This window comes from Pseudomonas hefeiensis (genome assembly GCF_030687835.1).
GTDB lineage: Bacteria > Pseudomonadota > Gammaproteobacteria > Pseudomonadales > Pseudomonadaceae > Aquipseudomonas > Aquipseudomonas hefeiensis.
In genome coordinates, this window is the sequence record NZ_CP117449.1 from 2,206,386 (window position 1) to 2,231,169 (window position 24,784).

Below are 24,784 nucleotides of genomic sequence, written 5' to 3' on the forward strand. Positions count from 1 at the left end.
TCCCCGTTTACATCCGGAACACGCCGAAGCGGCTCGGTTCGATGGGCGCGTTCAACGACGCGGACAAGGCCAGGCCCAGTACATCGCGGGTCTGGGCCGGGTCGATGACGCCGTCGTCCCACAGCCTCGCGCTGGAATAGTAGGGGTGACCCTGCTCTTCGTACTGATCGAGAATCGGTTGTTTGATTTCAGCTTCCTGAGCGGCGCTGAACGGATGGCCGCTACGTTCGGCCTGTTCACGCTTGACCTGCACCAGTACGCCGGCGGCCTGTTCGGCACCCATCACGCCAATCCGCGCATTCGGCCACATCCACAGGAACCGTGGGTCGTAGGCGCGGCCGCACATGCCATAGTTGCCGGCACCAAAGCTACCGCCGATGATCACGGTGAATTTCGGCACCTTGGCGCAGGCCACCGCCGTCACCAGCTTCGCGCCGTGCTTGGCGATGCCGCCGGCTTCGTATTTCTGCCCGACCATGAAACCCGTAATGTTCTGCAGGAACAGCAGCGGGATGCCGCGCTGACAGGCCAGCTCGATAAAGTGCGCACCTTTCTGCGCCGCTTCTGCAAACAGAATGCCGTTGTTGGCGAGAATCGCAATCGGGTAGCCGTGCAAATGGGCAAAACCGCATACCAGCGTCGTTCCGAACAGCGCCTTGAACTCGTCGAACAGCGAACCGTCCACCAGCCGCGCAATCACTTCACGTACGTCAAACGGCTGCTTGGCGTCCGCCGAAACCACACCGTACAGCTCGTCGCTTAAATACAGCGGGGCAATGGGCGCACGTTGCTGCACTTCGCCGAGCTTGCGCCAGTTGAGGTTGGCGACGCTGCGGCGGGCAATGGCCAGGGCGTGTTCATCGTTGTCGGCGTAGTGGTCGGCGACGCCAGAAATCTTGCAATGCACATCGGCACCGCCCAGGTCTTCAGCACTGACCACCTCTCCAGTGGCAGCTTTCACCAGCGGAGGGCCGGCGAGGAAGATCGTGGCTTGCTGGCGGACCATGATCGCTTCGTCGGCCATCGCCGGCACGTAGGCGCCACCGGCGGTGCAGGAACCCATGACCACGGCAATTTGTGGAATGCCCATGGCGCTCATGTTCGCCTGATTGAAGAAGATCCGCCCGAAGTGCTCACGGTCGGGAAACACTTCGTCCTGGCGCGGCAGGTTGGCGCCGCCCGAATCCACCAGATAAATACACGGCAGTCGATTCTGCTGGGCGATGGTTTGGGCGCGCAGGTGTTTCTTCACCGTCAGCGGATAGTAGGAACCGCCTTTAACCGTCGCGTCGTTGGCGACAATCATGCACTCGACGCCTTCCACTCGGCCGATCCCGGCAATCACGCCAGCGGCCGGAACGTCTTCGCCATACACCCCATAAGCCGCCAGTTGGCTGATCTCAAGAAACGGCGAACCTGGATCGAGCAAGCGATTGATGCGCTCACGGGGCAGCAGTTTGCCCCGCGAGGTGTGGCGCTCCTGCGCCTTGGGACCGCCACCTTGTTGGACCTGAGCGAGCAGGGTGTGCAAAGCGTCGACCTGTTTGAGCATCGCCTCGCGGTTGGCGATAAATTCTGCTGAGCGCGGATTGAGCTGGGTATGCAGCGTGGCCATGGTCAGCTCCGTTTAGCGGGTTTCGTTGAACAGTTCACGACCGATCAACATCCGACGAATCTCACTGGTACCAGCACCGATTTCGTACAGCTTGGCGTCACGCAGCAGGCGGCCGGCCGGGAATTCATTGATGTAGCCGTTACCACCCAGAATCTGGATCGCGTCGAGGGCCATCTGCGTGGCGCGTTCGGCGCTGTAGAGAATCACCCCGGCGGCGTCCTTGCGCGTGGTTTCGCCGCGCTCGCAGGCTTGGGCCACTGCATAGAGGTAGGCGCGGCTGGCGTTGAGTTGGGTGTACATGTCCGCGACTTTGCCCTGGATCAACTGGAATTCGCCGATGCTCTGGCCGAACTGCTTGCGGTCGTGGATGTACGGCACGATCAGGTCCATGCAGGCCTGCATGATCCCGGTGGGGCCGCCCGACAGCACGACGCGCTCGTAATCAAGGCCGCTCATCAACACTTTCACACCGCCGTTGAGCACGCCGAGGATGTTTTCTTCCGGGACTTCGACGTCATCGAAAAACAACTCGCAGGTGTTGGAGCCGCGCATGCCGAGCTTGTCGAATTTGTTGCTGCGGCTGAAGCCTTTCCAGTCGCGCTCGACGATGAAGGCGGTGATGCCGTGGGGGCCTTTTTCCAGATCGGTCTTGGCGTAGATCACGTAAGTGTTGGCGTCGGGGCCATTGGTGATCCAGGTCTTGCTGCCGTTGAGCACGTAGTGGTCGCCGCGCTTGTCGGCCCGCAGCTTCATCGACACTACGTCGGAGCCGGCGTTGGGTTCGCTCATGGCCAGGGCACCGATGTGCTCGCCGCTGATCAGCTTGGGCAGGTACTTGGTTTTCTGTTCGTGATTGCCATTGCGGTTGATCTGGTTGACGCAGAGGTTGGAATGGGCGCCGTAGGAGAGGGCGACCGAGGCCGAGCCGCGGCTGATTTCTTCCATTGTCACCACGTGGGCCAGATAGCCAAGACCGGCACCGCCATATTCTTCCGGTACGGTAATGCCCAGCAGGCCCATGTCGCCGAATTTGCGCCACATGTCGGCGGGGAACAGGTTGTCGATGTCTATTTGTGCCGCCCGTGGCGCCAGCTCAGCTTTGACGAAGGACTGAACCTGATCACGAAGCATGTCGATGGTTTCGCCGAGGGCAAAGTTCAGGGATGGGTAGCTCATGGGGCACCTTTTGGCTTTTTTGTCGGGTGTGGAGAGGGGCAGTATTGGCTCTCACCTTTACGTTAACGTAAGCCTGTGGCGAATGCCTGTCAATCACCCTTTACGTTAACGTTAACTTGAGCCACAGTAAGTGCGTTTGAGTCAGCAGGTTCACCGATACACCCACTAATAAAGACAAGAGGGGGCATCATGGATCAACCCGGTTCGCAATCGCAGCTCAGCTACACCCGCGGCTCCCAGGCCAAGGCCCTACTGGCGCACACCATCGGCCAGGCCTTCGACCAGACTGTGGCCCGGTATCCCGATGGCGAGGCGTTGGTGGTTCGCCATCAATCGCTGCGTTATACCTGGCGGCAACTGGCCGAAGCCGTCGACTTGCATGCCCGAGCCCTGTTGGCGTTGGGCTTGAAAGCCGGCGACCGTCTTGGTGTGTGGGCCCCCAACTGTGCTCAGTGGTGCATCAGCCAGTTCGCCAGCGCGAAGATCGGTGTCATTCTGGTCAACATCAACCCGGCGTATCGCAGTTCCGAACTCGAATACGTGCTCAAGCAGTCAGGGTGCCAATGGCTGGTCTGCGCCGCAGCGTTCAAAACCTCGGATTATCACGCTATGTTGCAAGCGCTCGCGCCTGAGCTGGCGGAGCAATCGATCGGTCAGTTGCGCAGCGAGCGTCTGCCGGATCTACGAGGTGTGATCAGTCTGGATGCTCAACCACCCTCAGGCTTTTTGCCCTGGCCGCAACTGGCAGCCCTTGGCGCTGCGGTTTTGCCTGAGCAACTGGTCGAGCGCCAGACCAGCCTACACCATGATCAACCCGTGAATATCCAGTACACCTCCGGCACCACCGGCTTCCCCAAGGGCGCGACCCTCAGCCATCACAACATCCTCAACAACGGTTACATGGTCGGTGAAAGCCTGGGTCTGACGGCCAGCGACCGGCTGGTGATCCCCGTGCCGCTCTACCATTGCTTTGGCATGGTCATGGGCAACCTGGGCTGCATGACCCACGGCAGCACCATGATCTACCCCAACGATGCCTTCGATCCGTTGCTGACCCTGCGGACCGTGGCCGAAGAAAAAGCCACGGCGCTGTATGGCGTGCCCACCATGTTCATCGCCATGCTCGACCAGCCGCAACGGGGCGATTTTGCTTTGTCCAGCCTGCGCACCGGGATCATGGCCGGGGCCACTTGCCCCATTGAGGTGATGCGCCGGGTCATCAGCGAGATGCACATGGCCGAAGTGCAGATTGCCTACGGCATGACGGAAACCAGCCCGGTGTCGTTGCAGACCGGTCCTTCAGACGAACTGGAACTGCGCGTGACCACCGTTGGCCGCACCCAGCCGCAGCTGGAAAGCAAGATTGTCGACGCGGCCGGCAATATCGTTCCCCGTGGCACCATCGGCGAGTTGTGTACCCGTGGCTACAGCGTGATGCTCGGTTACTGGAACAACCCCAACGGCACTGCCGACGCCATCGATCGGGACGGTTGGATGCACACCGGCGACCTGGCGACCATGGACGAGCAGGGTTATGTCTGCATCGTCGGGCGCAACAAGGACATGATCATCCGTGGCGGTGAGAACATTTATCCGCGTGAGCTGGAAGAGTTTTTCTTCACGCACCCCGCTGTCGCTGATGTGCAAGTGATCGGCATCCCGTGCTCGCGTTACGGTGAAGAAATCGTCGCCTGGATCAAGTTCCACCCCGACCACAGTGCCACCGAGCAAGCGTTGATCGCCTGGTGCAAAGAGCGCATTGCCCACTTCAAGACACCGCGTCATTTCAAGTTCGTCGAGGAGTTCCCGATGACCGTGACCGGCAAGATCCAGAAGTTCCGCATGCGCGAAATCAGCATTGAAGAACTGCGTAATAAAGAAAGCTGAACACAAGCCCTTGTGGGAGCGAGCCTGCTCGCGATGCGGTGTGTCGGTCACGGCTTCAGCCGCCGCTGCCGCACCGCGTCGGTTCGATCAACCCGAAAATGACTGAAAAACCCAAATGCCAGACAGCACAAAGGGGAGCCGAAGCTCCCCTTTAATTTTGTCGTCACGTGCTCTTTTTTTATTATTGAGGGGCGGCCTATTGTTGTTTTTAGTAGCCGTGACCCTTTACCGCTGTTTTGGTGATCCCCATCCGGGATCAAGAGCAAACGTATTTTTTTGAGCGCTGATCTGCTTTTTCGCTTCGCGATCCAACCGATTCGGGGGCTACCTGAAGGTAGTTTTATTGTTCTCTGCCCGGTTGCGGGTTGCTCCTGAAAGCACCCTGAAAAGCCATCTTCTCCAAAAAAATCTGTTAGCTGCGCCTCTGCCGTGTTGTTTTTGTTATGTCAGAGTCGTTTCGTCTTGTTTTTATTGGGTGTGTCGCATTTTTTATTTTTGTTATGCCAATGATATAGCAGGGGTCGTGCCAACTTTTAAAAATACTTATAAATCAATTGGTTATCTTTTTTGTGTGAGATAGCCGACAGTCCAAACCCGACAAATTGTTTCCGTGTTACTCGTTTCGTAGCTGTTACACCCTGGAGCGGTAACACCTCAATGTGCGGCGCGCGCCTTGGCTACCCGCGAACCGGTAGGGCGACCCAGCACGTCACAGATCTGCCGGCCGGCAGCAACCAGTGCGTCCAGGTCGACGCCGGTTTCAATACCCAGGCCATTGAGCAGGTACAACACGTCTTCGGTGGCGACGTTACCGCTGGCGCCCTTGGCATACGGACAACCGCCCAGGCCTGCGATAGAACTGTCAAACACGGCGATGCCTTCCAGCAGACTGGCGTAGACGTTGGCCATCGCTTGGCCGTAGGTGTCGTGGAAGTGCCCGGCGAGTTTTTCCCTGGGCACTTCAGCCGAAACCACCTCGAACATTTTGCGTGTGGCGCCAGCGGTACCGGTGCCGATAGTGTCCCCCAAGGACACCTCGTAGCAGCCCATTGCGTACAGTTCGCGGGCGACCCACGCCACTTGTTCGGGCTTGACCGCACCTTCGTACGGGCAGCCCAGCACGCAGGAGACGTAACCGCGCACGCTGACACCGTTCTGCCGGGCGGCCTCCATGATCGGCACGAAGCGCTCAAGGCTTTCCTTGATGGAGCAGTTGATGTTGCGCTGGGAGAATGCTTCGGACGCGGCGGCGAACACGGCGACCTCTTTTACGCCGGCCGCCAGCGCGTCTTCAAAACCCCGCAGATTCGGCGCCAGGGCGGCATAGGTGACGCCGGGCTTGCGCTGAATCTGCGCGAACACCTCGGCGGAGCCGGCCATTTGTGGCACCCACTTGGGTGAGACAAAACTGCCGACTTCGATGTAACCCAGGCCGGCGGCGCTCAGGGCATCCACCAGGCGCACCTTGTCGGCGACACTGATGGGTTGTGCTTCATTCTGCAGGCCGTCGCGAGGGCCGACTTCAATCAGGCGTACAAAGGAGGGAAGGGACATGGGGATTGACCTGTAGTTGAGTGCGCCGATCCAGTGTGGGAGCGGGCTTGCTCGCGAAGGCGGTGTATCAGTCGACATTGATACTGACTGTCCGGGCCCCTTCGCGAGCAAGCCCGCTCCCACAATGAAATTGTGTCGTTACTGCAAGATTTCCTGGCCTTTGATCGTCTGCTCCAGGGCCTGGATGCAGCGTTCTTCGGCGGTGTCGAGTTCCAGCTTCATCTGTTCGATGTCCAGCAGTTGCTGTTCAAGTTGCTCCCGACGCTCGGTGATCTTCGCCAGCATGCTGTGCAACTGTTTCTGATTGCCGCTGGTGGGGTCGTAGAGTTCGATCAGTTCACGGCACTCGGCCAAGGAAAAACCGATGCGCTTGCCCCGCAGGATCAGCTTCAGGGCTGACTTTGTCCCGAGGCGAATAAATGCGTTCCTGGCCACGTCGCTCCGGGCTCAGCAGGCCTTGCTCTTCATAGAAACGGATGGCCCGGGTGGTGATATCCAGTTCGCGGGCGAGGTCGGAGATGCTGTAAGTCTGGCTGCTCATGGAAGCGCTCGAAACGAAAGGGGCTGGCGCTAAGCTAATGGCAGCTTGACGTTCGCGTCAAGCAATGAGGTCTCAATGCAGACACACCACCTGTGGGAGCGAGCCTGCTCGCGATAGCGATATATCTGTCAGCAACAATGCTGACTGACCCCAGCGCTATCGCGAGCAGGCTCGCTCCCACAAGGGATTTCCTAAACCTTGTCGAGCTTCTTCTCATGAGCCGTCACCTGCTGGCACAGCTCAATCATCTGTTCGCGCATCCAGCGGTTGGCCGGGTCCTGGTCGGTGCTTTCATGCCAGTAGAGATGGGTTTCCACGGGAGGTACATCGTTGACCGGCAATACGAAGGCATGCAAATCGTGACGACGGGCAAAGCGCTCGGGCACGGTCATGACCATGTCGGTCTGTTGCAACACCTGGGACGCCATCAAGTAATGCTGGGAGCGCAGGGCGATCTTGCGTTGGATGCCCATCTTGCCTAGCGCCAGGTCGACATAACCCAGGCCGTTGCGGCGGCTGGAAATATGCACATGAGTCTGGGCCAGGTAATCATCGAGGCTGATTTTTTCCTTGCCCGCCAGTGGGTGCCCCTTGCGCATGGCGCATACATAACGGTCTTCCATCAGCTTGACGTGGCGCACTTGCGGGTCGGTATTGAGTGGTGCGTCGACGGCGAAGTCGAGGCGTCCGGCGGCCAGTTCCTTGGTGGTTTCGCGGCGCTTGGACAGGAAACTTTCGATCGCCACGGTCGGCGCCAGGCGTCGCAGGCGCTGGAACAGCAGCGGCAGGATCACGCCTTCGGTGAGGTCGGTCATGCTGATGCGGTAGGTCTTTACCGCCTGCAGCGGATTGAAAATCCGGCTTTCCTGCACCGACACCCGCAGCAGCGATAAGGCATTGCGCACCGGGCCAATGATGTTCTGGGCCATGGGCGTGGGCACCATGCCCTGGGCGGTGCGCACGAACAGCGGGTCATTGAAGGTTTCGCGCAAACGCGCCAGCGCATTGGACACCGCCGGCTGAGTGATGCCGACAATCTGCCCGGCGCGGGTCAGGTTGGCTTCGGTGTAGATCGCATCAAAGACGATGAAAAGGTTGAGGTCGACCTTGCTCAGATTCATGGCGCTGCACTCTTGTTCTTAGGCTTGTTGTGAGGTGCCGGGTGGCGATGCAAATCAGTGAACCATATATCGGTGATGAATGTTAATACACGCTGAGAATAGGTTAGGTAAATTTTCGTAGCTGAACTAGCATCGATTTCATGACCTAAAAACAACCTCTGCCAAGAAGGTGCTTCTCATGGATTTTGCGTATTCCCCCAAGGTTCAGGAACTGCGTGAGCGTGTTACCGCGTTCATGGACGCCTACGTATACCCGGCTGAAGCAGTGTTCGAACGGCAAGTGGCCGAAGGCGACCGCTGGCAGCCCACCGCCATCATGGAAGAGCTCAAGGCCAAGGCCAAAGCCGAGGGGCTGTGGAATCTGTTCCTGCCCGAGTCCGAGTTGGGCGCTGGCCTGACCAACCTCGAATACGCGCCGTTGGCAGAGATCATGGGCCGTTCCTTGCTGGGGCCGGAGCCGTTCAATTGCTCGGCGCCGGACACGGGCAACATGGAAGTGCTGGTGCGCTACGCCAATGAAGAACAAAAACAACGCTGGCTGGAACCGCTGCTGCGCGGCGAGATCCGCTCGGCCTTCGCCATGACCGAGCCGGATGTTGCTTCTTCGGACGCCACCAACATGGCCGCCCGCGCCGAGCGCGATGGCGACGAGTGGGTGATCAACGGCAAGAAGTGGTGGACCTCAGGGGCCTGTGATCCGCGCTGCAAGATTCTGATCTTCATGGGCTTGAGCAATCCCGACGCGCCGCGTCATGCCCAGCACTCGATGATTTTGGTGCCGGTGGACACGCCTGGGGTAAAAATCGTCCGTCCGCTGCCGGTGTTCGGCTACGACGACGCCCCCCACGGTCACGCCGAGGTGCTGTTCGACAATGTGCGGGTGCCGTACGAAAACGTCTTGCTGGGCGAAGGGCGCGGCTTTGAAATTGCCCAGGGTCGCCTCGGCCCGGGCCGGATCCACCACTGCATGCGTTCCATCGGCATGGCCGAGCGTGCATTGGAGTTGATGTGCAAACGTGCCGTCAGCCGCACCGCCTTCGGCCAGCCGTTGGCGCGCCTGGGCGGTAACGTCGACAAGATCGCCGATTCACGGATGGAAATCGACATGGCGCGCCTGCTGACCTTGAAAGCGGCGTACATGATGGACACCGTCGGTAATAAGGTCGCCAAGAGTGAGATCGCCCAGATCAAGGTCGTTGCGCCGAACGTGGCGCTGAAGGTCATCGACCGGGCAATCCAGATTCACGGCGGCGCGGGGGTTTCCAACGATTTCCCGCTGGCCTACATGTACGCCATGCAACGCACCCTGCGCCTGGCCGACGGCCCGGATGAAGTGCACCGCGCCGCCATCGGCAAGTTCGAAATCGGCAAGTACGTGCCCAAGGAGATGTTGCGCAGCGGGCGCTGAGAGGTCATCCACCAGGAGCCTTTGTAGGAGCAAAGCTTGCTCGCGATAGCGGTGTGTCAGCTTGCATCAATGTAGAAGGCGCCGCCGTCATCGCGAACAAGCTTTGCTCCCACAGGTTCATCCTGTGGGGCGAGCTCGCTTACTCCTTGACGCTCATGTACTCCTCGGCCCAACGGATGTAGTCCTCGGGCTGGGTGTAAGTGTGGGTCAGCTCGGTGGCGCTCAGATCCGACGCTTGGGTGAAGATCTGCCGCTGTTCGCGAAGGCTGTCATAGGTGGCCTTGATCGCGGCGAAGTAGGCACCGTGACCATCAATGGTGACGCGCACGCCGAGCTCTGCCAGGCGTTTGTCGTCACGCAGCAACGGATTGCCATAGGTGACGAGCATCAACGGCACGCTCAGGTTTTCGCTGATCTGCGCCAGGTGGTCGAAGTCCTGTACACCCACCATGCAAATCCCGTCGGCACCGGCACGTTCATATTGCTGGGTCCGACTGATGATTTCCTGGACCGGCAAGATCCCGGCGTTGGTGCGGGCAATGATCGCCATTTCCGGGTCGACCCGGGCTTCCAGCGCTGCGCGAATCTTGCCGACGCCTTCGGCCACGCCGATCAGGTCGGTGGATTTACGGCCAAACTGGGCCGGCAGCAGCGTGTCTTCGATGGTCAGGGCCGCCACGCCGGCGCGCTCGAGTTCGATGATGGTGCGCATCACGTTCAGGGCGTTGCCATAGCCGTGATCGGCGTCGGCAATCACCGGCAGTTGGGCTACGCGGCCAATGCGGGTGGCCTGCTCGGCGAATTCGCTGAGTGTAATGAGGGCAAAGTCCGGTGCCCCCAATACTTGCAACGACGCGACCGAGCCTCCCAGTATCCCTACTTCAAAGCCCAGGTCGGCGGCGATGCGCGCTGACATCGGGTCAAACACCGAGGCGGTGTGGTAGCAGGTATCGCTAGCCAGCAGTTGGCGAAAGTTGCGACGCAAGTCTTGATGGGAAAGCCTGGGCATATGAGTTCCACCATTGGAATGGAAAGGCTTGAGCAAAAGTGTCAACGCCGAAAGAACCAAAGGCTATCACGCGCAAGGCTCAAAGATGATGACGAATGTGCATGGGCGATGTTTGCGTCGTATTGAAGAGAAACTCGACACGTTGTAGGCGATAATTGACCTGACCAAGGTGCCGGCAAATGGTCGGTGGTTAGCGCGTGTCAGTGGGTGAGTATTTGTGCTCGAACGAGGCCTACGCCGCCACCGCCTGCCGGCCCTGTTTAAACAACGCGACGGCGCGCACTGTGTCACCCGGTTGCACCTGCAGGCGTTTGGCGGTGAGACGGTCCACCAGCAGGCTGTGGCCGTGCTGGTGTGCCCGGGCACTGGTGACGCGACAGCTTTCCAGCCGTCGGTTGTGGATCAGCCAGAGCGGTGCCTGTTCGTCCGGCGTGCCAATGGCCAGGGTCAGTGACTGGCTGTCGCGTACGGTCCGGATTTTCGCAACGGGCGCTTCGATCACCGGGCCGCCATCGAAAATGTCGATGTAGCCTTTATGGGTAAAGCCCTCGGCGCCGAGGATTTTCATGGCCGGCTCGGTATTGGGGTGGGCCCTGCCGATGGCCGCCCGGGCCTGTTCGGTGAGCAGGCAGGTGTACAGGGGTTGGCGCGGCATCAGTTCCGCGATGAAGGATTTATTGCCCAGGCCGGACAACTGATCGGCGTAGCTGAAATCTTGCTGGAAGAAGTGCCGGCCCAGACTGTCCCAGAACGGTGAGCAGCCGTGCTCGTCGGCGTGCCCTCGCAACTCGGCGATCAGCTTTTCGCCGAACAGCTGGGAAAACTCGGCCACGAACAGCAAGCGCGCCAGGGACAGCAGGCGGCCGTTATGGCCGCGGCGTTGTTCTGGGTGCAGGAACAACGAGCAAATCTCCGATTGCCCGGTCATTTCGTTGTTGAGGAACAGCGTGGGTATCTGCCGCTGGATACCCAGTTCAGGCGCCGAGCTGACGGTGACCCCGACCCGATAGTTGTACCAGGGTTCACGCAGCCCGACCGCGCCGGTCAGGGCGCTGATACCGACCACTTGTCGGTCATCGTCCTCGAGCACGAACAGGTAATCGGCATCGGCGCGTTCGACTTGTCCGGCAAAGGTGCGCTGGGCCCAACGCACTCGATGGGCCAGGCGTTCTTCGTTGGCGGGCAGGCTGGTGAACCCTGGGCCCGCGCAGTGGGCCAGGTCCAGCAAGGCAGGCAGATCCGTCAGAGCGACCGGGCGAACAATCATGATGCAGCTCCTGCATCGTGCCAGTCGGGGCGCTGATGCCAGGCAAGGAATCGAGTCATGCTCATAGCGCAACCACCCGGGCCCGCTCGCCGTCGGTGATCCCCAGCGCTGCCAGCATTTGCGGTGCCAGGGACACGGTGTCCTCGGCACCGACGTCAAGCTCGGCCACGATGGCCCGGTAATTCCCCAGGCCGTCGTTGCTCAGCAAAAAACGGCCCCCGACGTCAATGCTTGAGCATTGCCGGGCCGTGGCTATACGGCTTTGGGTGATGGAGCGGATGTTCGCCAGACGGGCATGCAGTGTCGGCCCGCCGTCGAAAATATCCACGTAGCTGTTGGTTTCGAAACCCTCGCGCGCCAGGATGTCGAAGGCTTCCTGGCCGTCGGGATGCACCCGGCCGATACAGGCTTGAGCCGCCTGGGACAGCATGGGCACATAGATTGGGTATTGCGGCATCAGTTCGGCGAGAAAGGTGCGGCTCTGCAGACCGCACAAGCGTTCGGCTTCGGCGTAGGGCAGGTCGAAAAAATGCTGGCCGACGGCGTCCCAGAACGGCGACTGACCGTCATCGCTGCTGAAACCGACGATTTCAGTGATCACTGATTCGGCAAAACGGTGCGGATGAGCGGCGATGAACATCAGTCGGGCCCGGGACAGCAGCTCCGATTCCGGCGTGCATACCCGTCCGGCGTCGATGTGAAAACCGCGCAGCAGCGTCTGGCCATTGAGGTCCTGGCACAGCGACAGCGCGGGTACGCCATGCTGGATGTTCAGTTCCCGGGACTCGCTGGTAAACGGTCGGTGGCGCAGGCTGTAGAACGGCTCGTTGCAGCCGGTGCTGGCGAGAATCTCGGAGCAACCGGTTAGTTGCCCGGATGCCAGGTCCTCCAGGACGAAGAAGTAATTCTCTGCACCCGGACTTTGCACATCGGTCTCGAACGAGGCACACGAATCGAGGATTTTCTCCCTCAGGCGCCCGGTGTCGTCGGGAAGCGATGTGACGCCCACCAGGCTGTCACGGGCCAGTTGCTGCAATTGCGGCAGGTCGCTTAATTGAACTGGACGTAAGACCAGCATGGATTGCACTCCTTCTCCAAAGAGCCCGGTGACTTACACCGGGCTTGACGATCACTGTCGATGTCCACGCATTGTGACGGCGGCTGGTCGAACCCTTCGACTGCCGATCCTCAATGTCCTGCGGGGTCAGGCAGGGCGGTATCGCTGCCGAACTTATTGAGCACCGCCAGATAGACCAGGCCCGCGGCAATCCATATCAGACCGAGCTTCTGCGCATCCACGCCCATGTTGTACATGATGGCCGCGACGATACCGAAGCCGATCAAAGGGCAGATCAGGTGGCGAATCACCTGGCCGGACCGCTGGCGCCGCCAGTGATGGTTGATCACGGTGATATGCAACAACATGAAGCCGCTCAAGGCGCCGAAATTGACCAGGGAAGTCAGGGTGTCCACGGCATCGATGAACAGGTAGCAGATCAACAGCGACAGCACCGCAACCAGATAGATACTCAAGTACGGGGTGTTATGTTTCGGATGGACCTTGGCCAGCACCTTGGGCAACTTGCCGTCCCGGGCCATGCCGAACAACAGGCGCGACACCGCTGCTTGCGAGGTGATCGCCACGGCCACGCCCCAGGCCAGCGCCGTGGCAACAGCGGTCAAAGTGGCCAGCCAACTGCCGGCAGCCAATTCGGCAATTTCATAAAACGCGGTATCGGCGGATTTGAAGCCCATGCCGGCCGCCAGGTCGGTGGCAATCCAGGTCTGCACGACGAAAATCACCCCCATCACCAGCAGCGTGATCAACGCCGCCTTGCCCACGCTGCGCCCCGGATCGTTCTTGATTTCTTCGGCCAGGGTGGAAATGGCATCGAAGCCCAGGAACGACAATACAGCGATGGATACGGCCTGCATCAACAGCGCGAAATCAAAACGCTCCGGGCTGTACAGCGGCGCCAGGGTCAGTTGGCCGTTACCGGCGCCACCCTGCAAGGCATTCCAGGCGTAGAACAGAAAAATGGCCAGCACCATCAGTTGCGCCAGCAGGAAGATGATGTTCATCCGTGCGGTGAAGGTGATGCCCCGCAGGTTGACGAAGGTCGCGCTCACCAGGAATGCGAGAATGAAACCGACCTTGGGAATGTCCGGGTACAAATGATTCAATGCCATGGCGGCGTAGACATAGAGCAGGGGCGGGATCAGCAGATAGTCCAGCAGCATCAGCCAACCGGCGATGAAGCCCACGTGTGGGTTAAGACCCCGTTGCGCGTAGGAATAGACGGAGCCAGCCACCGGAAAAGCCCTGGCCATGCTGCCGTAGCTCAGGGCCGTGAACAGCATCGCCACCATGCCGATGATGTACGCCAACGGCACCATTCCTGGCGCCTCGGCGTTTACGTAGCCATACACGCCGAACGGTGCGATGGGGATCATGAAGATCATCCCGTACACCACCAGGTCCGTCAGCGACAGGCTGCGCTTCAACTCCTGTTTGTAGCCAAATTCCTCGATACTCATGAGCCGTTCTCCTTCTCAGCTGTGTGTGGATTTGCTCTTGTTGTGTGTCGTTCAAAAGCGTGCCGCCGCTTACCCCTATAACAATGGCGCCAGGTAAGCACTCCAGGCCTGCACCGCTGTCGGGCTGCGTAGCAGGTCGTTGCGCACTTCGATCAACACCGAGTCCAGGCCGCGTGCATCGCCATGTACCGGAACCGTCATATCGGTCGAAGGGTTGATTTTGTACGGCTGGTTGCCGGCTACCCGCAGCGAGTGCCGGCTCAGGCCGTCGACGATGCGCTGGGCATAGTCCTTGGCTTCGCCGAACAGCACGCCCGCTTCCAGGGCGCGCGGCTGGCCGTAGAAAACCGGCGTAAAACTGTGGATGCCCACCACCCGCACCGTCCGGTTGTCGGCCAGGCGCTGGTCGATCAACGCTCGCAGTCGATCATGGAAAGGATGGAACAGGCACTGCTGGCGATATTCACGCGTGGCCTCATCCAGGGACTGGTTGCCTGGTATCTGGTAGATCTCGCTCTGGGACGGAATGCTGTCGGGTACGTGAAGCGGGCGGTTCAGGTCGATCAGCAGCCGTGAATAGTTAGCCGCCAACAAGGTCGCTCCAAGGGTTTCGGACAGTTGCTCGGCCAGCGCCAGAGCGCCTAGATCCCAGGCAATGTGCTCCTGGGCCGCCGTCTCATCCAGGCCCAGATCGTTCAACGCAGCGGGGATGAAGCGGTCGGCGTGTTCGCAGACCAATATCACCGGGTGTTCGGCGTCTTCCCGGATCAAGCGATAGGCCGGCCCGGTGTAAAGGCCCGATTCAGCACATTCAATAGATTCGCGCATAATGCTCACACAGCTCGGCAGGTGACAGCGCCTGGGTCAAGGCCAGCTCCTGGGCCTTCAAGGCGAAATAGGTTTCGACCAGCGGGCCGGGCAGGGCTTCGAACAGCGCCCCGCTGTGGCGCAGGCAATCCAGCGCCTGGGCCAGGGTCGTCGGCAGGGCGATAATGCCACGGGCACGACGTTGCTCTTCGTTCAATTCATCGGGTATTTCATCGGTGACCGCCGTGAGCGCCAGCCGTTGCTCGATGCCCAGTCGCCCGGCAATCAACAGGGCCGCCATCGCCAGGTGCGGCGAAGCGGTGGCATCCATGGCGCGAAATTCCAGGTTGTACTGGGTCGCCACCGGTTTGCCGCTTACGCTCACCGTCGGGCAGATGCGCAGCGCCGCTTCGCGGTTACGTTGTCCCAGGCAGGCGTAGGACGCGCTCCAGTGATGCGGTTGCAGGCGTTCGTAGGACACTGGCGTCGGCGCGGTGATCGCGCACAGGGCGGGCAGGTAGTGCAGCACCCCGGCGGCCCAGTGCTGGCCCAGGCCCGACAGGCCGTTGACGCCGCCAGCATCATGCAGCACGGGGTTGCCGTCCAGGTCCTGCAGGCTCATGTGCAAATGCACGCCGTTGCACACGGCATGTTCCGACGTTTTGGGGGCGAAACTCACATCCAGGCCCATTTGCCGGGCGATCTCCCGGGTGATTTCCCGCACGTTCACCGCACGGTCGGCGGCGGCCACGCCCAGGGTCGGGCGGCAGGTGATTTCATACTGATGCTTGCCGTATTCCGGCAGGAACATTTCCGGTTCGACGCCGCCTGCCCGCAATGCGCTGAGCAACCATCCGGCGAACCCGGCTTGCTGGCGCTGGGCCTGGAGGCTGAAGGCCAGGCGATCCGGTTGGGGGTGGGGGGTATCGAGGTTGAATTCATGTTCGAACGCGGCGAACACCTGCAAGCCCAGCTCGGCGCGATAACGTTGCACTTCGTCGTGCAGCAATGTGCGAGGGCAAGCGGCCCAGGGCCGACCATCGGTTTCCCGCACATCGCAATGAATGAAATCCAGGGCGGGCGCCTGGGCATCCGGGCCATTGTCGACAGTTACCCGGCTGGACAGGTCCGGGATCAGTCGCAGGTCACCATAAGCGCCCCAAGGGTTGGCCGATGCGATGATGTCCTGGGGCGTCAGCGCACTGTTGGCCGGCACCCAGCCACAACCGGCGTCGACGTAGTGGGGCAGTTCATCACTGGGGAACGAGCGGCCGCGGGTCACGCCGATCAGGTCGGTGCAGACCAGCGTGGACACGGGCAGCGGGGCCAGGGGCGTTGCGGCATCGAGACGGCTCATGGCTGCATCTCCTGCAAACGACCGAGTACGGTGTCGGTATCGGTGATCCAGCAATAACCTTTGATCGCGTTCAGGCAGGCCAGATGACGTTGTTCGCTGTAAGTGGCGCAGGCATCTTCCACCAGCGTGACCAGATAGCCGCGGTCGGCGGCGTCACGCACGGCCATGTCGACGCACTGGTCGGTGACGATGCCGGCGATGACCAGATGACGGGTCTGCAGGTTGCGCAGCACGTAGTCGATGTTGGTGGAGTTGAAGACCCCCGAAGACGTTTTGGGCAGCACGATCTCGTTTTCCCGCGGTGCCAGTTCGGCGATGATCTGTGCTTGCGGGCTGTCTTTGGGCAGGTGCATGTCCGACAGTTTGTGGTCCAGCGAGCGATCGCGACCATCGGCGGTCAGGCTCTGGATGTGGGTGTGCAACACGTTTTGCCGCGCCGCACGCACCGCATCGAGCAGGCGCTGCTGATTGGGGATTACCTGTTGGCGGGCACGGCGGATGAAATACTCGGCCTCGGGCGTGGCCAGGTGGGCATCAAATTGCGGTTCGAGCCAGGCGCGCTGCATGTCCACCAGCAGCAAGGCGGTATGGTCGCAGGTGAACGGCAAATCCCGGGGGGAGTGGTGAGGGAGCGAGAACATCCTTATTTTTCCTCCAACAGGTGCGTGTTGAACGCCGTGCGCAAGGTGTCGATGCCTTCCAGACGTTCGGCCAGATCAGGGCATTGCAGAGTCAGGCAGGCGATAAGCGCTTCGACCTGGGCCAGCGCCGGCACCAGGCTGTCGAAGGCCGAGATCGATTCCACGGGCGCACTGATGATCAGGTCGGCCAGTTCCCGTAACGGTGAGGTGTAGACGTCGCTGAACAGTACGACCCGCGCGTGGCGCTCCTTGGCCGCGCTGGCCACGCGTTGGGCCTGGGCCTGGTAGCGACGATAATCAAAGATCAGCACCACGTCCTGGCGCTGCACGTCGAACAACCGGTCAGGTAACTGGGCGTTGTCTTCCAGAGCAAAACAGCCGGCACGCAGCAGGCGCAAGTGGTTGAGCAGGTATTGGGCAAGGAAGCTGCTGAAACGCCCGCCAAAACAGTGCACCTGATGTCGGCTGTCGAGCAGCCATTGCACAAGAATGCGCACGTCTTCGGGTTGAGTCAGGGCCTGGGTGTCGGTGAGGATACGCTGGCTGGTCGCCAGGTACTGGCTCCAGGTGTCGCCTTGCTGCAATTTGGCCCGCGGTTGCAACAGGGTGCGAGGGGAGCGCAGGCGATGGTCCATGTCACTGAGCAGCGCATCCTGGAATTCGGCATAACCGCCAAATCCGAGTTTTTTCACCAGCCGCACGATAGTCGGGTCGCTTACGCCGGCATGATCGGCCAGGCGCGACATCGGCCCGAGGCCGTTGCGCGGATAGTGATCAAGCAGGGCCCGTACGACCTTGCGTTCCGACGGCGTCAAAACCAGGCCGGGATCGGTAATCAGGTCTCTAAGAGGCGGCATCCGTGCTCCTTGCCTGGATGGGTGTTGGATTTCTTTCATAACTCCTGAAAATAGTATTTATGTAGCGGGTACTACATGTCCAGCGGTTTTTACGTTCTGTTTAAAATGCTCGAAAGTAGTGCGAAAGCCTTGTAGGACGGGGACTTGATAGCGTAGATCCGTTACGTCAGTTGATGCCTATGTCGGTGTAAGACATAACGCTTTTTTGTCTCAGTTATTTGATTTCATATAAGGTGCTGTACAAGAAAAAGCCTGAATGTCGCCTCCATGAAACCCGTTCGATCACCTGAGTACCCTGCGTGCAAGCCACTCGCCTGACCCTGATGTGCCATGCCCGCACCGTCGCCCAGAAACAGGCGCGTTTCGGCCTGGATGAACCGCTGGATGCAGACTGGCTGGCCAGGCGCCCGGAGCCCGGTCACGGCTACCGAAATGTTCGGCAACTGCTCTGTGGACCGGAGTTGCGCACCCGGCAGACGGCCGCAATGTTCGGCGATGAGCCCCTGGTGGTCGCTGACCTGGCCGACTGCGATCTGGGTCGCTGGCGTGGATTGTCCGTCGACCAGTTGCTCAAGGCTGAACCGGACCCCCTGCAAACCTGGCTCGATGATCCCGATGCCGCTCCCCATGGCGGCGAATCCGTCACTCGCCTGTGTCATCGTGTCGGGGCCTGGCTGGCCAGCCTGGAAGGCCGGCCGGGGCATCTGCTGGCCGTCACCCATCCGTTTGTGATTCGCGCGGCCCTGGTGACCGTATTGGGCTGTCCGGCAGCTGCCTTCAACCGTATCGACATCGAACCGCTGTCCACTGTCGAGTTGCGTTTCAACGGGGTGTGGCGGTTGCGTACCCAGGGGCCCGGCCAGGAGTCACTCGAATGAAAAAGCTATCAGTCATCGGCATCGGTGCCGGCGATCCGGATTACCTGACGATGCAGGCGGTGAAAGCCTTGAATCGGGTGGATGTGTTCTTTCTCATGGACAAGGGGCCTGCCAAGCAGACGTTATTGGATCTGCGGCGGGAAATCTGCCAACGCTACATCGTTGATCGTACCTACCGTTTCGTCGAAGCCCACAGCCCCGAGCGAGAACGCGGCGACGTGGACTACGCCGCCAGCGTTGAAGATCTGAACCGTGCGAAGCAGGCCACCTTCGAGCGGTTGATCAATGAAGAGTTGTCTGACGGGCAGTGCGGTGGTTTTCTGGTCTGGGGCGATCCATCGTTGTACGACAGCACAGTGCGTATCTTGCAGTCGATTCTCGACGCGGGTCGCTGCGCCTTCGAATTCGAGGTGATTGCGGGCATCACCAGTGTCCAGGCCCTCGCGGCGCAACATAAGGTGCCATTGAACAGCATTGGCGGTTCGCTGGAGATCACCACGGGCCGCCGGCTGGCAGCGGGGCTGGTGGGCGATGCCGAAAGCGTGGTGGTGATGCTCGATGCTGAAGATGCGTATCGCCAGGTATCCGATCCGGACACGCATATCTACTGGGGCGCCTATGTGGGCACACCGGATCAGATCCTCATCGCTGGTCGGTTGGAGGAGGTGGCCGAAGGTATCGAACGTACCCGCAAGGCCGCACGGCAGGCTAACGGGTGGATCATGGATACTTATCTGTTGCGCAAACCTTGATAACTCAAACCTTGATACGTCAGACCCCAATGTTCGACAGTCCATACGTCAACTGACCGCCTTCGCTCCACGTCCAAACCGTTCCCGGTACACCGACGGTGCCAGCCCCACCACGCTGCGAAATGCCACGCGAAAGCTCTCCACCGAGCGGTAGCCGCACAACTGGGCGATGTTGTCGGTGTTATTTTCGGTGCTTTCCAGCAGTTCGCGAGCCCGGGCCAGGCGCTCATGTTGCAGCCAGGCCTTGGGCGACAGGCCGCAAGCCTGGGTGAAATGCCGCAGGAAGGTTCGTTCGCTCATGGCCGCCTGGCTGGCCAGTGCGCGCACACCGAGCGGTTCGTGCAGGCGTTCGCGGGCCCAGTGCATGACACCGGACAAATCGCTGCGTGGCGTGCGGCTGACAGGCGAGGGAATGAACTGCGCCTGACCACCCGTGCGTTGTGGTGACATCACCAGTCGCCGCGCCACGGCGTTAGCAACCTGAGTACCGAAATCCCTCGCCACCAAATGCAGGCAGGCGTCAATGCCCGCCGCGCTGCCGGCCGAGGTAATGACTTGTCCCGAATCCACGTACAGCACATCCGGGTCTACCAGGATGGCGGGAAAGCTTTTGGCCAGTTCGTCGGTGTAGCGCCAGTGAGTGGTAGCGCCCAGCCCATCGAGCAATCCAGCGGCGGCCAGCACGAACGCCCCGGAGCAGATCGAGAGCAGGCGCGCGCCTCGGGCATGGGCGCAGCGCAGTGCCTCAAGCAGCGCCTGCGGTGGTGGTTCGTCGCGACTGTGCCAGCCGGGCACCACGATGGTTCGCGCCATTTGCAGTATTTCCATGCCGCCATCGGCCAGGATCTGGAAGCCGCCCATGGCACGCATCGGGCCGTCATCGACGGCGACGATCCGGTGTTTGTACCAGGGGAAATCGAACTCAGGTCGGGCGAGGCCGAATATCTCGATGGCGATGCCGAATTCGAAGGTGCACAGGCCGTCGTAGGCGAGGATGGCGACCAGACCGGGATTGGGCTGCATATGGCGGAAAATTCCCACAGAGTGTCGTGTGCGCCACTGTAGCGGTAAGCACCGGGCGGATAAAGTCAGCTTTCGCCATCATCCAACTTTGGAGTACCCAACGATGACCAGCCTGGTTCGCGAAGTTCCTGCTGCCCCGTCCGACATCGCCCTGCAGCATTTCAGCCGGCGTCTGACGTTTGAAACTGATTGCTCCGACGTTCACGCCAGCCAACAGACTGGAGAAGTCGATTTCGTGCTGGTGGATGTGCGCGGGCCACTGGCTTTCGAGCGCGGGCATGTGCCCGGGGCGATCAACCTGCCAACCCGGTCGCTCACCGCCCAGTCGCTGGCGGCTTATCCCAAGACCGCGCTGTTTGTGGTCTATTGCGCAGGCCCGCATTGCAACGGCGCGAACAAGGCGGCAGTGCGGCTGGCGACCCTGGGTTATCCGGTCAAGGAAATGATCGGCGGCGTCATGGGCTGGCTCGACGAAGGCTTTCGTCTGACTGGCGCAGTGGAGTGCGCGGCGGACAAGGCTATCGGCTGTGACTGCTGACCCTTTGAGCGGGTGGGGTGTAATCCCTGTGGCCTGGTTGTTTCTATAAATATTTGTCGCCTCAACACAATTCGCCTCCTGAGTGCCCCTCTAGACTGCCGGCCACTTCGGTTTTTACTGACCGAACGCTGCCTAAGAATTTGCCAATAATCTGCTAATAAAAACCCTGCGCACTCAGGAGCAAAAATGAAGAAGCTAGTAATGTTCGGTGCCCTGGCACTGTCCGTGTTGTCCTTGTCGGCCGTGGCCGAAGACGCCAAGCCGATCCGCCTCGGAATCGAAGCCGGTTACCCGCCTTTCTCGATGAAAACCCCCGACGGCAAGCTGACGGGCTTCGATGTTGATATTGGCGACGCGTTGTGTGAGCAGATGAAGGTCAAGTGCACCTGGGTCGAGCAGGAGTTTGACGGCCTGATCCCGGCGCTGAAAGTGAAGAAAATCGACGCGATCCTGTCGTCCATGACCATCACCGATGACCGTAAGAAAAATGTCGACTTCACCATCAAGTACTATCACACCCCGGCGCGTTTTGTGATGAAGGCAGGCAGCGACGTCAAGGACCCGCTGACCGAACTCAAGGGCAAGAAAGTCGGTGTGCTGCGCGCCAGTACCCACGACCGTTTCGCCACCGAGGTGCTGGTGCCCGCAGGCATCAATCTGGTGCGCTACGGTTCCCAGCAGGAAGCCAACCTGGACATGGTCGCCGGTCGTCTCGACGCCATGCTCGCCGACTCGGTCAACCTCGACGACGGCTTCCTGAAAACTGACGCCGGCAAAGGTTTTGCCTTCGTGGGCCCGACCTATGAAGATGCGAAGTACTTTGGTGGTGGCGCCGGCATTGCGGTGCGCAAGGGTGACAAGGCCCTGGCCGAGAAATTCAACGACGCCATCACGCAAATCCGCGCTAACGGCACGTACAAGAAAGTGCAGGACAAATACTTCGCTTTTGATGTCTACGGGCATTAATCGTTGAAACCAAGGTGGCCCGCCGTTGACCCGGTCGGCCACCTTTTTCATGGGCGAGTGTTTTTACCGGCCACTCGTCGAAATACCGTCATTGGGAGTTCCTCATGCAACGCATCGACCATACCCTGCCCTGGAGCCACCTGGGCACCGAGCGCCGGCTCAGTGTGTTTCGTTACGGCCACGGTCCACGCAAGGCCTATATCCAGGCCAGCCTGCACGCCGATGAATTGCCCGGCATGCGCACGGCATGGGAGCTGAAACAACGACTCAACGAGCTTGAGACCCAAGGCTTGCTCAACGGCGTGATTGAACTGGTGCCCGTGGCCAACCCCATCGGCCTGGACCAGCATGTGCAGAGCGCGCACCTGGGGCGTTTCGAACTGGGCAGCGGCAAGAACTTCAATCGGTCTTTCGTGGAGCTCAGCACGCCGGTGGCACAACGCATCGGTGACCGCCTGGGCGACGACCCGGCCGCCAATATCACGCTGATCCGCCAGACCATGGCTCAGGTGCTGGATGATTTGCCGGCGCCGCCCTCACAACTCGAAGCCCTGCATCGCCTGCTGCTGCGCCATGCTTGCGACGCCGATGTCACCCTGGACCTGCATTGCGACTTCGAGGCGGCGATTCACTTGTACGCCTTGCCGCAACACTGGCCGCAGTGGCGCTCCCTGGCCGCACGGCTGAAGGCAGGAGTGGCGTTGCTGTGCGAAGACTCTGGCGGCAGTTCGTTCGACGAGTCCTGTTCCTCGCCCTGGTTGCGCCTGGCCAAGGCCTTCCCCGAAGCCGCGATCCCGCTGGCCAATCTGGCGACCACGCTGGAGCTGGGCAGCATGGGCGACACCCGAGTGGATCAGGCCCAGGCCAATTGCGAAGCCATTCTCGGGTTCCTGGCCGAGCAGGGTTTCATTGGTGGTGACTGGCCGCCCGTGCCCGCGCAATGTTGTGAAGGTTTTCCGTTCGAAGGCACTGAGTACCTGTTCGCGCCGCACCATGGGGTGGTGAGCTTCCTGCGCGAGGCCGGTGAGTGGGTCCAGCAGGGCGATCCGTTGTTCGAAGTGGTCGATCCATTGAACGATCGGGTCACCACGGTACGGGCCGGTACCAGCGGCGTGTTGTTTGCCCTGGACCGCGGGCGCTATACCCAGCCTGGAATCTGGCAGGCGAAAGTTGCCGGGCGAGAGCCGATTCGCGCGGGGAAATTGATCAACGACTGATAACTGCTGTCTACCTCAGCGCACGCTCGTTGCCGTGCGGCTGTCGAATGATGGAGGAAGACTGATGTTCAAAGCGCTCGCCCTGTTGCTATTGGTAGTGTCTTGCGGTTTGCAGGCTCAGCCTGCGCTGCACACCGATTTGCCCCTCGATTATCTGGCCCATGCCGATGAGCAGGCCAGAAACCGGCCGCTGGTGATCTTCCTGCATGGCTCCGGCGGCAGCGAACAAGACCTGTTCGACCTCAAGGATGAGTTGCCCAGTGACTACAATTACCTATCGGTACGAGCGCCCAAGACCGTGGAACGGGGCCAGTATCAATGGTTTGCCAAGAAGGGCGAGGGCGCCTACGACGGTGATACGGCGGACCTGAGGGCCAGCGGCCAGATGCTGTTGGATTTCATCGAGAAGGCCCGGATCAAGTACCCGACCGATGCGAGCAACGTATACCTGGTCGGTTTCAGCCAGGGCGCGATGATGAGCTATGAGGTTGCCCTGCGCCATCCCGAGGCCGTCGGCGGCATTGCCGCGCTGGGCGGGCGGGTGCTGTCAGTGCTGCGGGCCGAACTGACCCCCGACGAATCACGCCGGACCCTGGCTGTGTTCATCGGTCATGGCACGGCGGACACAGTGATCCCTTACCATGACGGCACCGAGGCAGACAGCTTCCTCAAGACCCTGGCCCTGGAGCCCGAGTTTCATGCCTATCCGGGCGTTGGCCACAGCGTCAGTGCCATGCAGGTGCGGGATCTGCGGGCCTGGCTGGAGCGGCTTAATCCCTGATTCAGTTCCAGGGATGTTGAATGTGCCGGCGCCATCGCGAGCAGGCTCATTCGCACATTTTTCCGGGTGGCTCGCAGACGCTGTATCTGTCACCGGTTCTGTGGGAGCAAAGCTTGCTCGCGATGAATTGCGGGTTGGATATAAAGATTCATGTCGCCACAGAACCTCTGTGGGAGCGAGCCAGCTCGGGATGAAAACAACTCGGTCTATCGGTCACTGCCCAGTGACGATCTGCTTCACCAGCGCCTCATGCCCGGCCGTGTCGCTGGCCCGGGAAATGATCTGTACCACTGCCATACGCGTGCCGGAAGCGCCCAGCAACGTGGTATCGAGGGTCGGCCCACCGCCTTGGGTCGCCTTGGTATCGAGCTGGCGCAGACCCAGGCCGGTGCCTTTTTGGGTCAGGCTTTTCTCGCTCAGGATCCTGGCGTCCGGCAGGGCCTTGGTTTTCTGAACGGCGAAGTCGGCCATGGTGGTATCGAGGAACGTACTGTCGTCGTCCTTCACATTCGAGCCATCGATGATGGTGTTTTCAGCCGTGATCACCACGGTTTTGCTGGTGGCATTGCTGTACATCGTCCCCTTCGCCCCAGCCGTGCCCTGGGCGGCGTCGCCAGCCGGAAGCGGTGTCGCGGTGAACCCCTTGGGCAGGGTGAAGTTGAACTTGCCACCCAACATGGAAACCTTTTGTTCCGGGGCACCGCCGCCGGTTTTGGGCTGGGCGGCATAAGCAGGCATCACCAGCAGACTGGTAATGGCCGTCAGCACCAGGGCGGCGGCTTGTTTACTTAACAATGACATTGAAACTCTCCACAGAGGGGCGTGCTTGAGAGCGATCATCCCATGGGCAT

At 60.6% G+C, this 24,784-nt stretch carries 22 protein-coding genes and 1 pseudogene; 8 read left to right on the forward strand and 15 right to left on the reverse strand.

All coding sequences use genetic code 11. The features are described from left to right. Positions 1 to 7 precede the first annotated feature (7 nt). Both PSH57_RS09815 and PSH57_RS09820 read right to left on the reverse strand, forming a co-directional pair. A complete protein-coding gene (locus PSH57_RS09815) occupies positions 8 to 1,615 on the reverse strand; it encodes a carboxyl transferase domain-containing protein (protein WP_305389224.1) in 1,608 nt (535 codons plus the stop codon). Positions 1,616 to 1,627: 12 nt separating this feature from the next. Beyond that, positions 1,628 to 2,791 (reverse strand): isovaleryl-CoA dehydrogenase, encoded by a 1,164-nt coding sequence (locus PSH57_RS09820; RefSeq protein WP_305389225.1) that lies wholly within the window; start codon positions 2,789 to 2,791, stop codon positions 1,628 to 1,630. 189 nt (positions 2,792 to 2,980) lie between these two features. Here PSH57_RS09820 and PSH57_RS09825 point away from each other — a divergent pair, with 189 nt between their 5' ends. Further along, positions 2,981 to 4,678: an AMP-binding protein gene (locus PSH57_RS09825; RefSeq protein ID WP_305416504.1), complete on the forward strand. Its 1,698-nt coding sequence runs from the start codon at positions 2,981 to 2,983 to the stop codon at positions 4,676 to 4,678. A 654-nt stretch (positions 4,679 to 5,332) separates the two neighbouring features. Here the strand turns inward: PSH57_RS09825 and PSH57_RS09830 are convergent. The 3 genes and pseudogenes from PSH57_RS09830 to PSH57_RS09840 form a co-directional block, all read right to left on the reverse strand. Further along, entirely contained in the window at positions 5,333 to 6,232 is a 900-nt protein-coding gene (locus tag PSH57_RS09830) for a hydroxymethylglutaryl-CoA lyase (protein WP_305389226.1), read from the reverse strand. Positions 6,233 to 6,370: 138 nt separating this feature from the next. Next, positions 6,371 to 6,773, reverse strand: a pseudogene (locus tag PSH57_RS09835) (MerR family transcriptional regulator). 191 nt (positions 6,774 to 6,964) lie between these two features. Then, entirely contained in the window at positions 6,965 to 7,894 is a 930-nt protein-coding gene (locus tag PSH57_RS09840; RefSeq protein WP_047228464.1) for a LysR family transcriptional regulator, read from the reverse strand. A 178-nt stretch (positions 7,895 to 8,072) separates the two neighbouring features. On the opposite strand from PSH57_RS09840, the gene PSH57_RS09845 reads away from it, so the two are divergent. After that, complete coding sequence (locus PSH57_RS09845) at positions 8,073 to 9,302, forward strand: acyl-CoA dehydrogenase (RefSeq protein ID WP_047228463.1); 1,230 nt, start codon at positions 8,073 to 8,075, stop codon at positions 9,300 to 9,302. Between the two features lie 139 nt (positions 9,303 to 9,441). Here PSH57_RS09845 and PSH57_RS09850 read toward each other — a convergent pair whose 3' ends face one another. The 8 genes from PSH57_RS09850 to PSH57_RS09885 form a co-directional block, all read right to left on the reverse strand. Next, positions 9,442 to 10,311, reverse strand: a complete 870-nt coding sequence (locus tag PSH57_RS09850) for an isocitrate lyase/PEP mutase family protein (RefSeq protein WP_256233001.1) — start codon at positions 10,309 to 10,311, stop codon at positions 9,442 to 9,444. Between the two features lie 232 nt (positions 10,312 to 10,543). Next, on the reverse strand, positions 10,544 to 11,578 hold the full coding sequence (gene astA / locus PSH57_RS09855; protein WP_305389228.1) for an arginine N-succinyltransferase: 1,035 nt from the start codon (positions 11,576 to 11,578) through the stop codon (positions 10,544 to 10,546). Positions 11,579 to 11,639: 61 nt separating this feature from the next. Then, positions 11,640 to 12,656: an arginine N-succinyltransferase gene (locus tag PSH57_RS09860; RefSeq protein ID WP_305389230.1), complete on the reverse strand. Its 1,017-nt coding sequence runs from the start codon at positions 12,654 to 12,656 to the stop codon at positions 11,640 to 11,642. 110 nt (positions 12,657 to 12,766) lie between these two features. After that, positions 12,767 to 14,116 (reverse strand): APC family permease, encoded by a 1,350-nt coding sequence (locus tag PSH57_RS09865; RefSeq protein WP_305389232.1) that lies wholly within the window; start codon positions 14,114 to 14,116, stop codon positions 12,767 to 12,769. 75 nt (positions 14,117 to 14,191) lie between these two features. After that, entirely contained in the window at positions 14,192 to 14,944 is a 753-nt protein-coding gene (locus tag PSH57_RS09870; RefSeq protein ID WP_305389233.1) for an N-formylglutamate amidohydrolase, read from the reverse strand. After that, positions 14,928 to 16,280: a glutamine synthetase family protein gene (locus tag PSH57_RS09875; RefSeq protein ID WP_305389234.1), complete on the reverse strand. Its 1,353-nt coding sequence runs from the start codon at positions 16,278 to 16,280 to the stop codon at positions 14,928 to 14,930. The genes PSH57_RS09870 and PSH57_RS09875 overlap by 17 nt, the downstream gene beginning before the upstream one ends. Then, positions 16,277 to 16,921 carry a cysteine hydrolase family protein gene (locus tag PSH57_RS09880; RefSeq protein ID WP_305389235.1) on the reverse strand — a complete coding sequence of 215 codons (645 nt, stop codon included), beginning with the start codon at positions 16,919 to 16,921 and terminating at the stop codon, positions 16,277 to 16,279. Before PSH57_RS09880 ends, PSH57_RS09875 begins: the two co-directional genes overlap by 4 nt. A 2-nt stretch (positions 16,922 to 16,923) precedes the next feature. Continuing rightward, positions 16,924 to 17,778, reverse strand: coding sequence for a MurR/RpiR family transcriptional regulator (locus PSH57_RS09885; RefSeq protein ID WP_047228455.1), 855 nt, complete (start codon positions 17,776 to 17,778; stop codon positions 16,924 to 16,926). Between the two features lie 299 nt (positions 17,779 to 18,077). Between PSH57_RS09885 and PSH57_RS09890 the strand changes: the two genes are divergently transcribed. Together PSH57_RS09890 and cobF are read left to right on the forward strand one after the other, a co-directional pair. After that, positions 18,078 to 18,656 carry a histidine phosphatase family protein gene (locus PSH57_RS09890; protein WP_305389236.1) on the forward strand — a complete coding sequence of 193 codons (579 nt, stop codon included), beginning with the start codon at positions 18,078 to 18,080 and terminating at the stop codon, positions 18,654 to 18,656. Then, entirely contained in the window at positions 18,653 to 19,408 is a 756-nt protein-coding gene (cobF, locus tag PSH57_RS09895) for a precorrin-6A synthase (deacetylating) (RefSeq protein WP_305389237.1), read from the forward strand. The genes PSH57_RS09890 and cobF overlap by 4 nt, the downstream gene beginning before the upstream one ends. A gap of 48 nt (positions 19,409 to 19,456) precedes the next feature. Here the strand turns inward: cobF and ftrA are convergent, their stop codons facing one another. Next, entirely contained in the window at positions 19,457 to 20,431 is a 975-nt protein-coding gene (gene ftrA / locus PSH57_RS09900; RefSeq protein ID WP_305389238.1) for a transcriptional regulator FtrA, read from the reverse strand. 103 nt (positions 20,432 to 20,534) lie between these two features. Here ftrA and PSH57_RS09905 point away from each other — a divergent pair, with 103 nt between their 5' ends. From PSH57_RS09905 to PSH57_RS09920, 4 genes are all read left to right on the forward strand, one after another. Beyond that, positions 20,535 to 20,969, forward strand: coding sequence for a rhodanese-like domain-containing protein (locus PSH57_RS09905; protein WP_305389239.1), 435 nt, complete (start codon positions 20,535 to 20,537; stop codon positions 20,967 to 20,969). A gap of 186 nt (positions 20,970 to 21,155) precedes the next feature. Beyond that, positions 21,156 to 21,935: an ABC transporter substrate-binding protein gene (locus tag PSH57_RS09910; protein ID WP_305389241.1), complete on the forward strand. Its 780-nt coding sequence runs from the start codon at positions 21,156 to 21,158 to the stop codon at positions 21,933 to 21,935. 104 nt (positions 21,936 to 22,039) lie between these two features. Beyond that, on the forward strand, positions 22,040 to 23,152 hold the full coding sequence (locus PSH57_RS09915; protein ID WP_305389242.1) for a M14 family metallopeptidase: 1,113 nt from the start codon (positions 22,040 to 22,042) through the stop codon (positions 23,150 to 23,152). Positions 23,153 to 23,216: 64 nt separating this feature from the next. Next, complete coding sequence (locus PSH57_RS09920) at positions 23,217 to 23,933, forward strand: alpha/beta hydrolase (protein WP_305389244.1); 717 nt, start codon at positions 23,217 to 23,219, stop codon at positions 23,931 to 23,933. 213 nt (positions 23,934 to 24,146) lie between these two features. On the opposite strand, the gene PSH57_RS09925 is transcribed toward PSH57_RS09920, so the two are convergent. After that, complete coding sequence (locus PSH57_RS09925) at positions 24,147 to 24,734, reverse strand: DcrB/PsbP domain-containing protein (RefSeq protein WP_305389245.1); 588 nt, start codon at positions 24,732 to 24,734, stop codon at positions 24,147 to 24,149. Between the last annotated feature and the right edge of the window lie 50 nt (positions 24,735 to 24,784).

Excerpts from the sequence above, each read along its gene's own strand:
- astA (WP_305389228.1), bottom strand. The coding sequence starts at position 11,578 with ATGATTGTTCGCCCGGTCGCTCTGACGGATCTGCCTGCCTTGCTGGAC.
- PSH57_RS09880 (WP_305389235.1), bottom strand. The coding sequence starts at position 16,921 with ATGTTCTCGCTCCCTCACCACTCCCCCCGGGATTTGCCGTTCACCTGC.
- PSH57_RS09820 (WP_305389225.1), bottom strand. The coding sequence starts at position 2,791 with ATGAGCTACCCATCCCTGAACTTTGCCCTCGGCGAAACCATCGACATG.
- PSH57_RS09905 (WP_305389239.1), top strand. The coding sequence starts at position 20,535 with ATGACCAGCCTGGTTCGCGAAGTTCCTGCTGCCCCGTCCGACATCGCC.
- PSH57_RS09860 (WP_305389230.1), bottom strand. The coding sequence starts at position 12,656 with ATGCTGGTCTTACGTCCAGTTCAATTAAGCGACCTGCCGCAATTGCAG.
- PSH57_RS09825 (WP_305416504.1), top strand. The coding sequence starts at position 2,981 with ATGGATCAACCCGGTTCGCAATCGCAGCTCAGCTACACCCGCGGCTCC.
- ftrA (WP_305389238.1), bottom strand. The coding sequence starts at position 20,431 with ATGCAGCCCAATCCCGGTCTGGTCGCCATCCTCGCCTACGACGGCCTG.
- PSH57_RS09920 (WP_305389244.1), top strand. The coding sequence starts at position 23,217 with ATGTTCAAAGCGCTCGCCCTGTTGCTATTGGTAGTGTCTTGCGGTTTG.
- PSH57_RS09885 (WP_047228455.1), bottom strand. The coding sequence starts at position 17,778 with ATGCCGCCTCTTAGAGACCTGATTACCGATCCCGGCCTGGTTTTGACG.
- PSH57_RS09850 (WP_256233001.1), bottom strand. The coding sequence starts at position 10,311 with ATGCCCAGGCTTTCCCATCAAGACTTGCGTCGCAACTTTCGCCAACTG.
- PSH57_RS09865 (WP_305389232.1), bottom strand. The coding sequence starts at position 14,116 with ATGAGTATCGAGGAATTTGGCTACAAACAGGAGTTGAAGCGCAGCCTG.
- cobF (WP_305389237.1), top strand. The coding sequence starts at position 18,653 with ATGAAAAAGCTATCAGTCATCGGCATCGGTGCCGGCGATCCGGATTAC.
- PSH57_RS09815 (WP_305389224.1), bottom strand. The coding sequence starts at position 1,615 with ATGGCCACGCTGCATACCCAGCTCAATCCGCGCTCAGCAGAATTTATC.
- PSH57_RS09830 (WP_305389226.1), bottom strand. The coding sequence starts at position 6,232 with ATGTCCCTTCCCTCCTTTGTACGCCTGATTGAAGTCGGCCCTCGCGAC.
- PSH57_RS09925 (WP_305389245.1), bottom strand. The coding sequence starts at position 24,734 with ATGTCATTGTTAAGTAAACAAGCCGCCGCCCTGGTGCTGACGGCCATT.
- PSH57_RS09875 (WP_305389234.1), bottom strand. The coding sequence starts at position 16,280 with ATGAGCCGTCTCGATGCCGCAACGCCCCTGGCCCCGCTGCCCGTGTCC.
- PSH57_RS09910 (WP_305389241.1), top strand. The coding sequence starts at position 21,156 with ATGAAGAAGCTAGTAATGTTCGGTGCCCTGGCACTGTCCGTGTTGTCC.
- PSH57_RS09870 (WP_305389233.1), bottom strand. The coding sequence starts at position 14,944 with ATGCGCGAATCTATTGAATGTGCTGAATCGGGCCTTTACACCGGGCCG.
- PSH57_RS09845 (WP_047228463.1), top strand. The coding sequence starts at position 8,073 with ATGGATTTTGCGTATTCCCCCAAGGTTCAGGAACTGCGTGAGCGTGTT.
- PSH57_RS09840 (WP_047228464.1), bottom strand. The coding sequence starts at position 7,894 with ATGAATCTGAGCAAGGTCGACCTCAACCTTTTCATCGTCTTTGATGCG.
- PSH57_RS09915 (WP_305389242.1), top strand. The coding sequence starts at position 22,040 with ATGCAACGCATCGACCATACCCTGCCCTGGAGCCACCTGGGCACCGAG.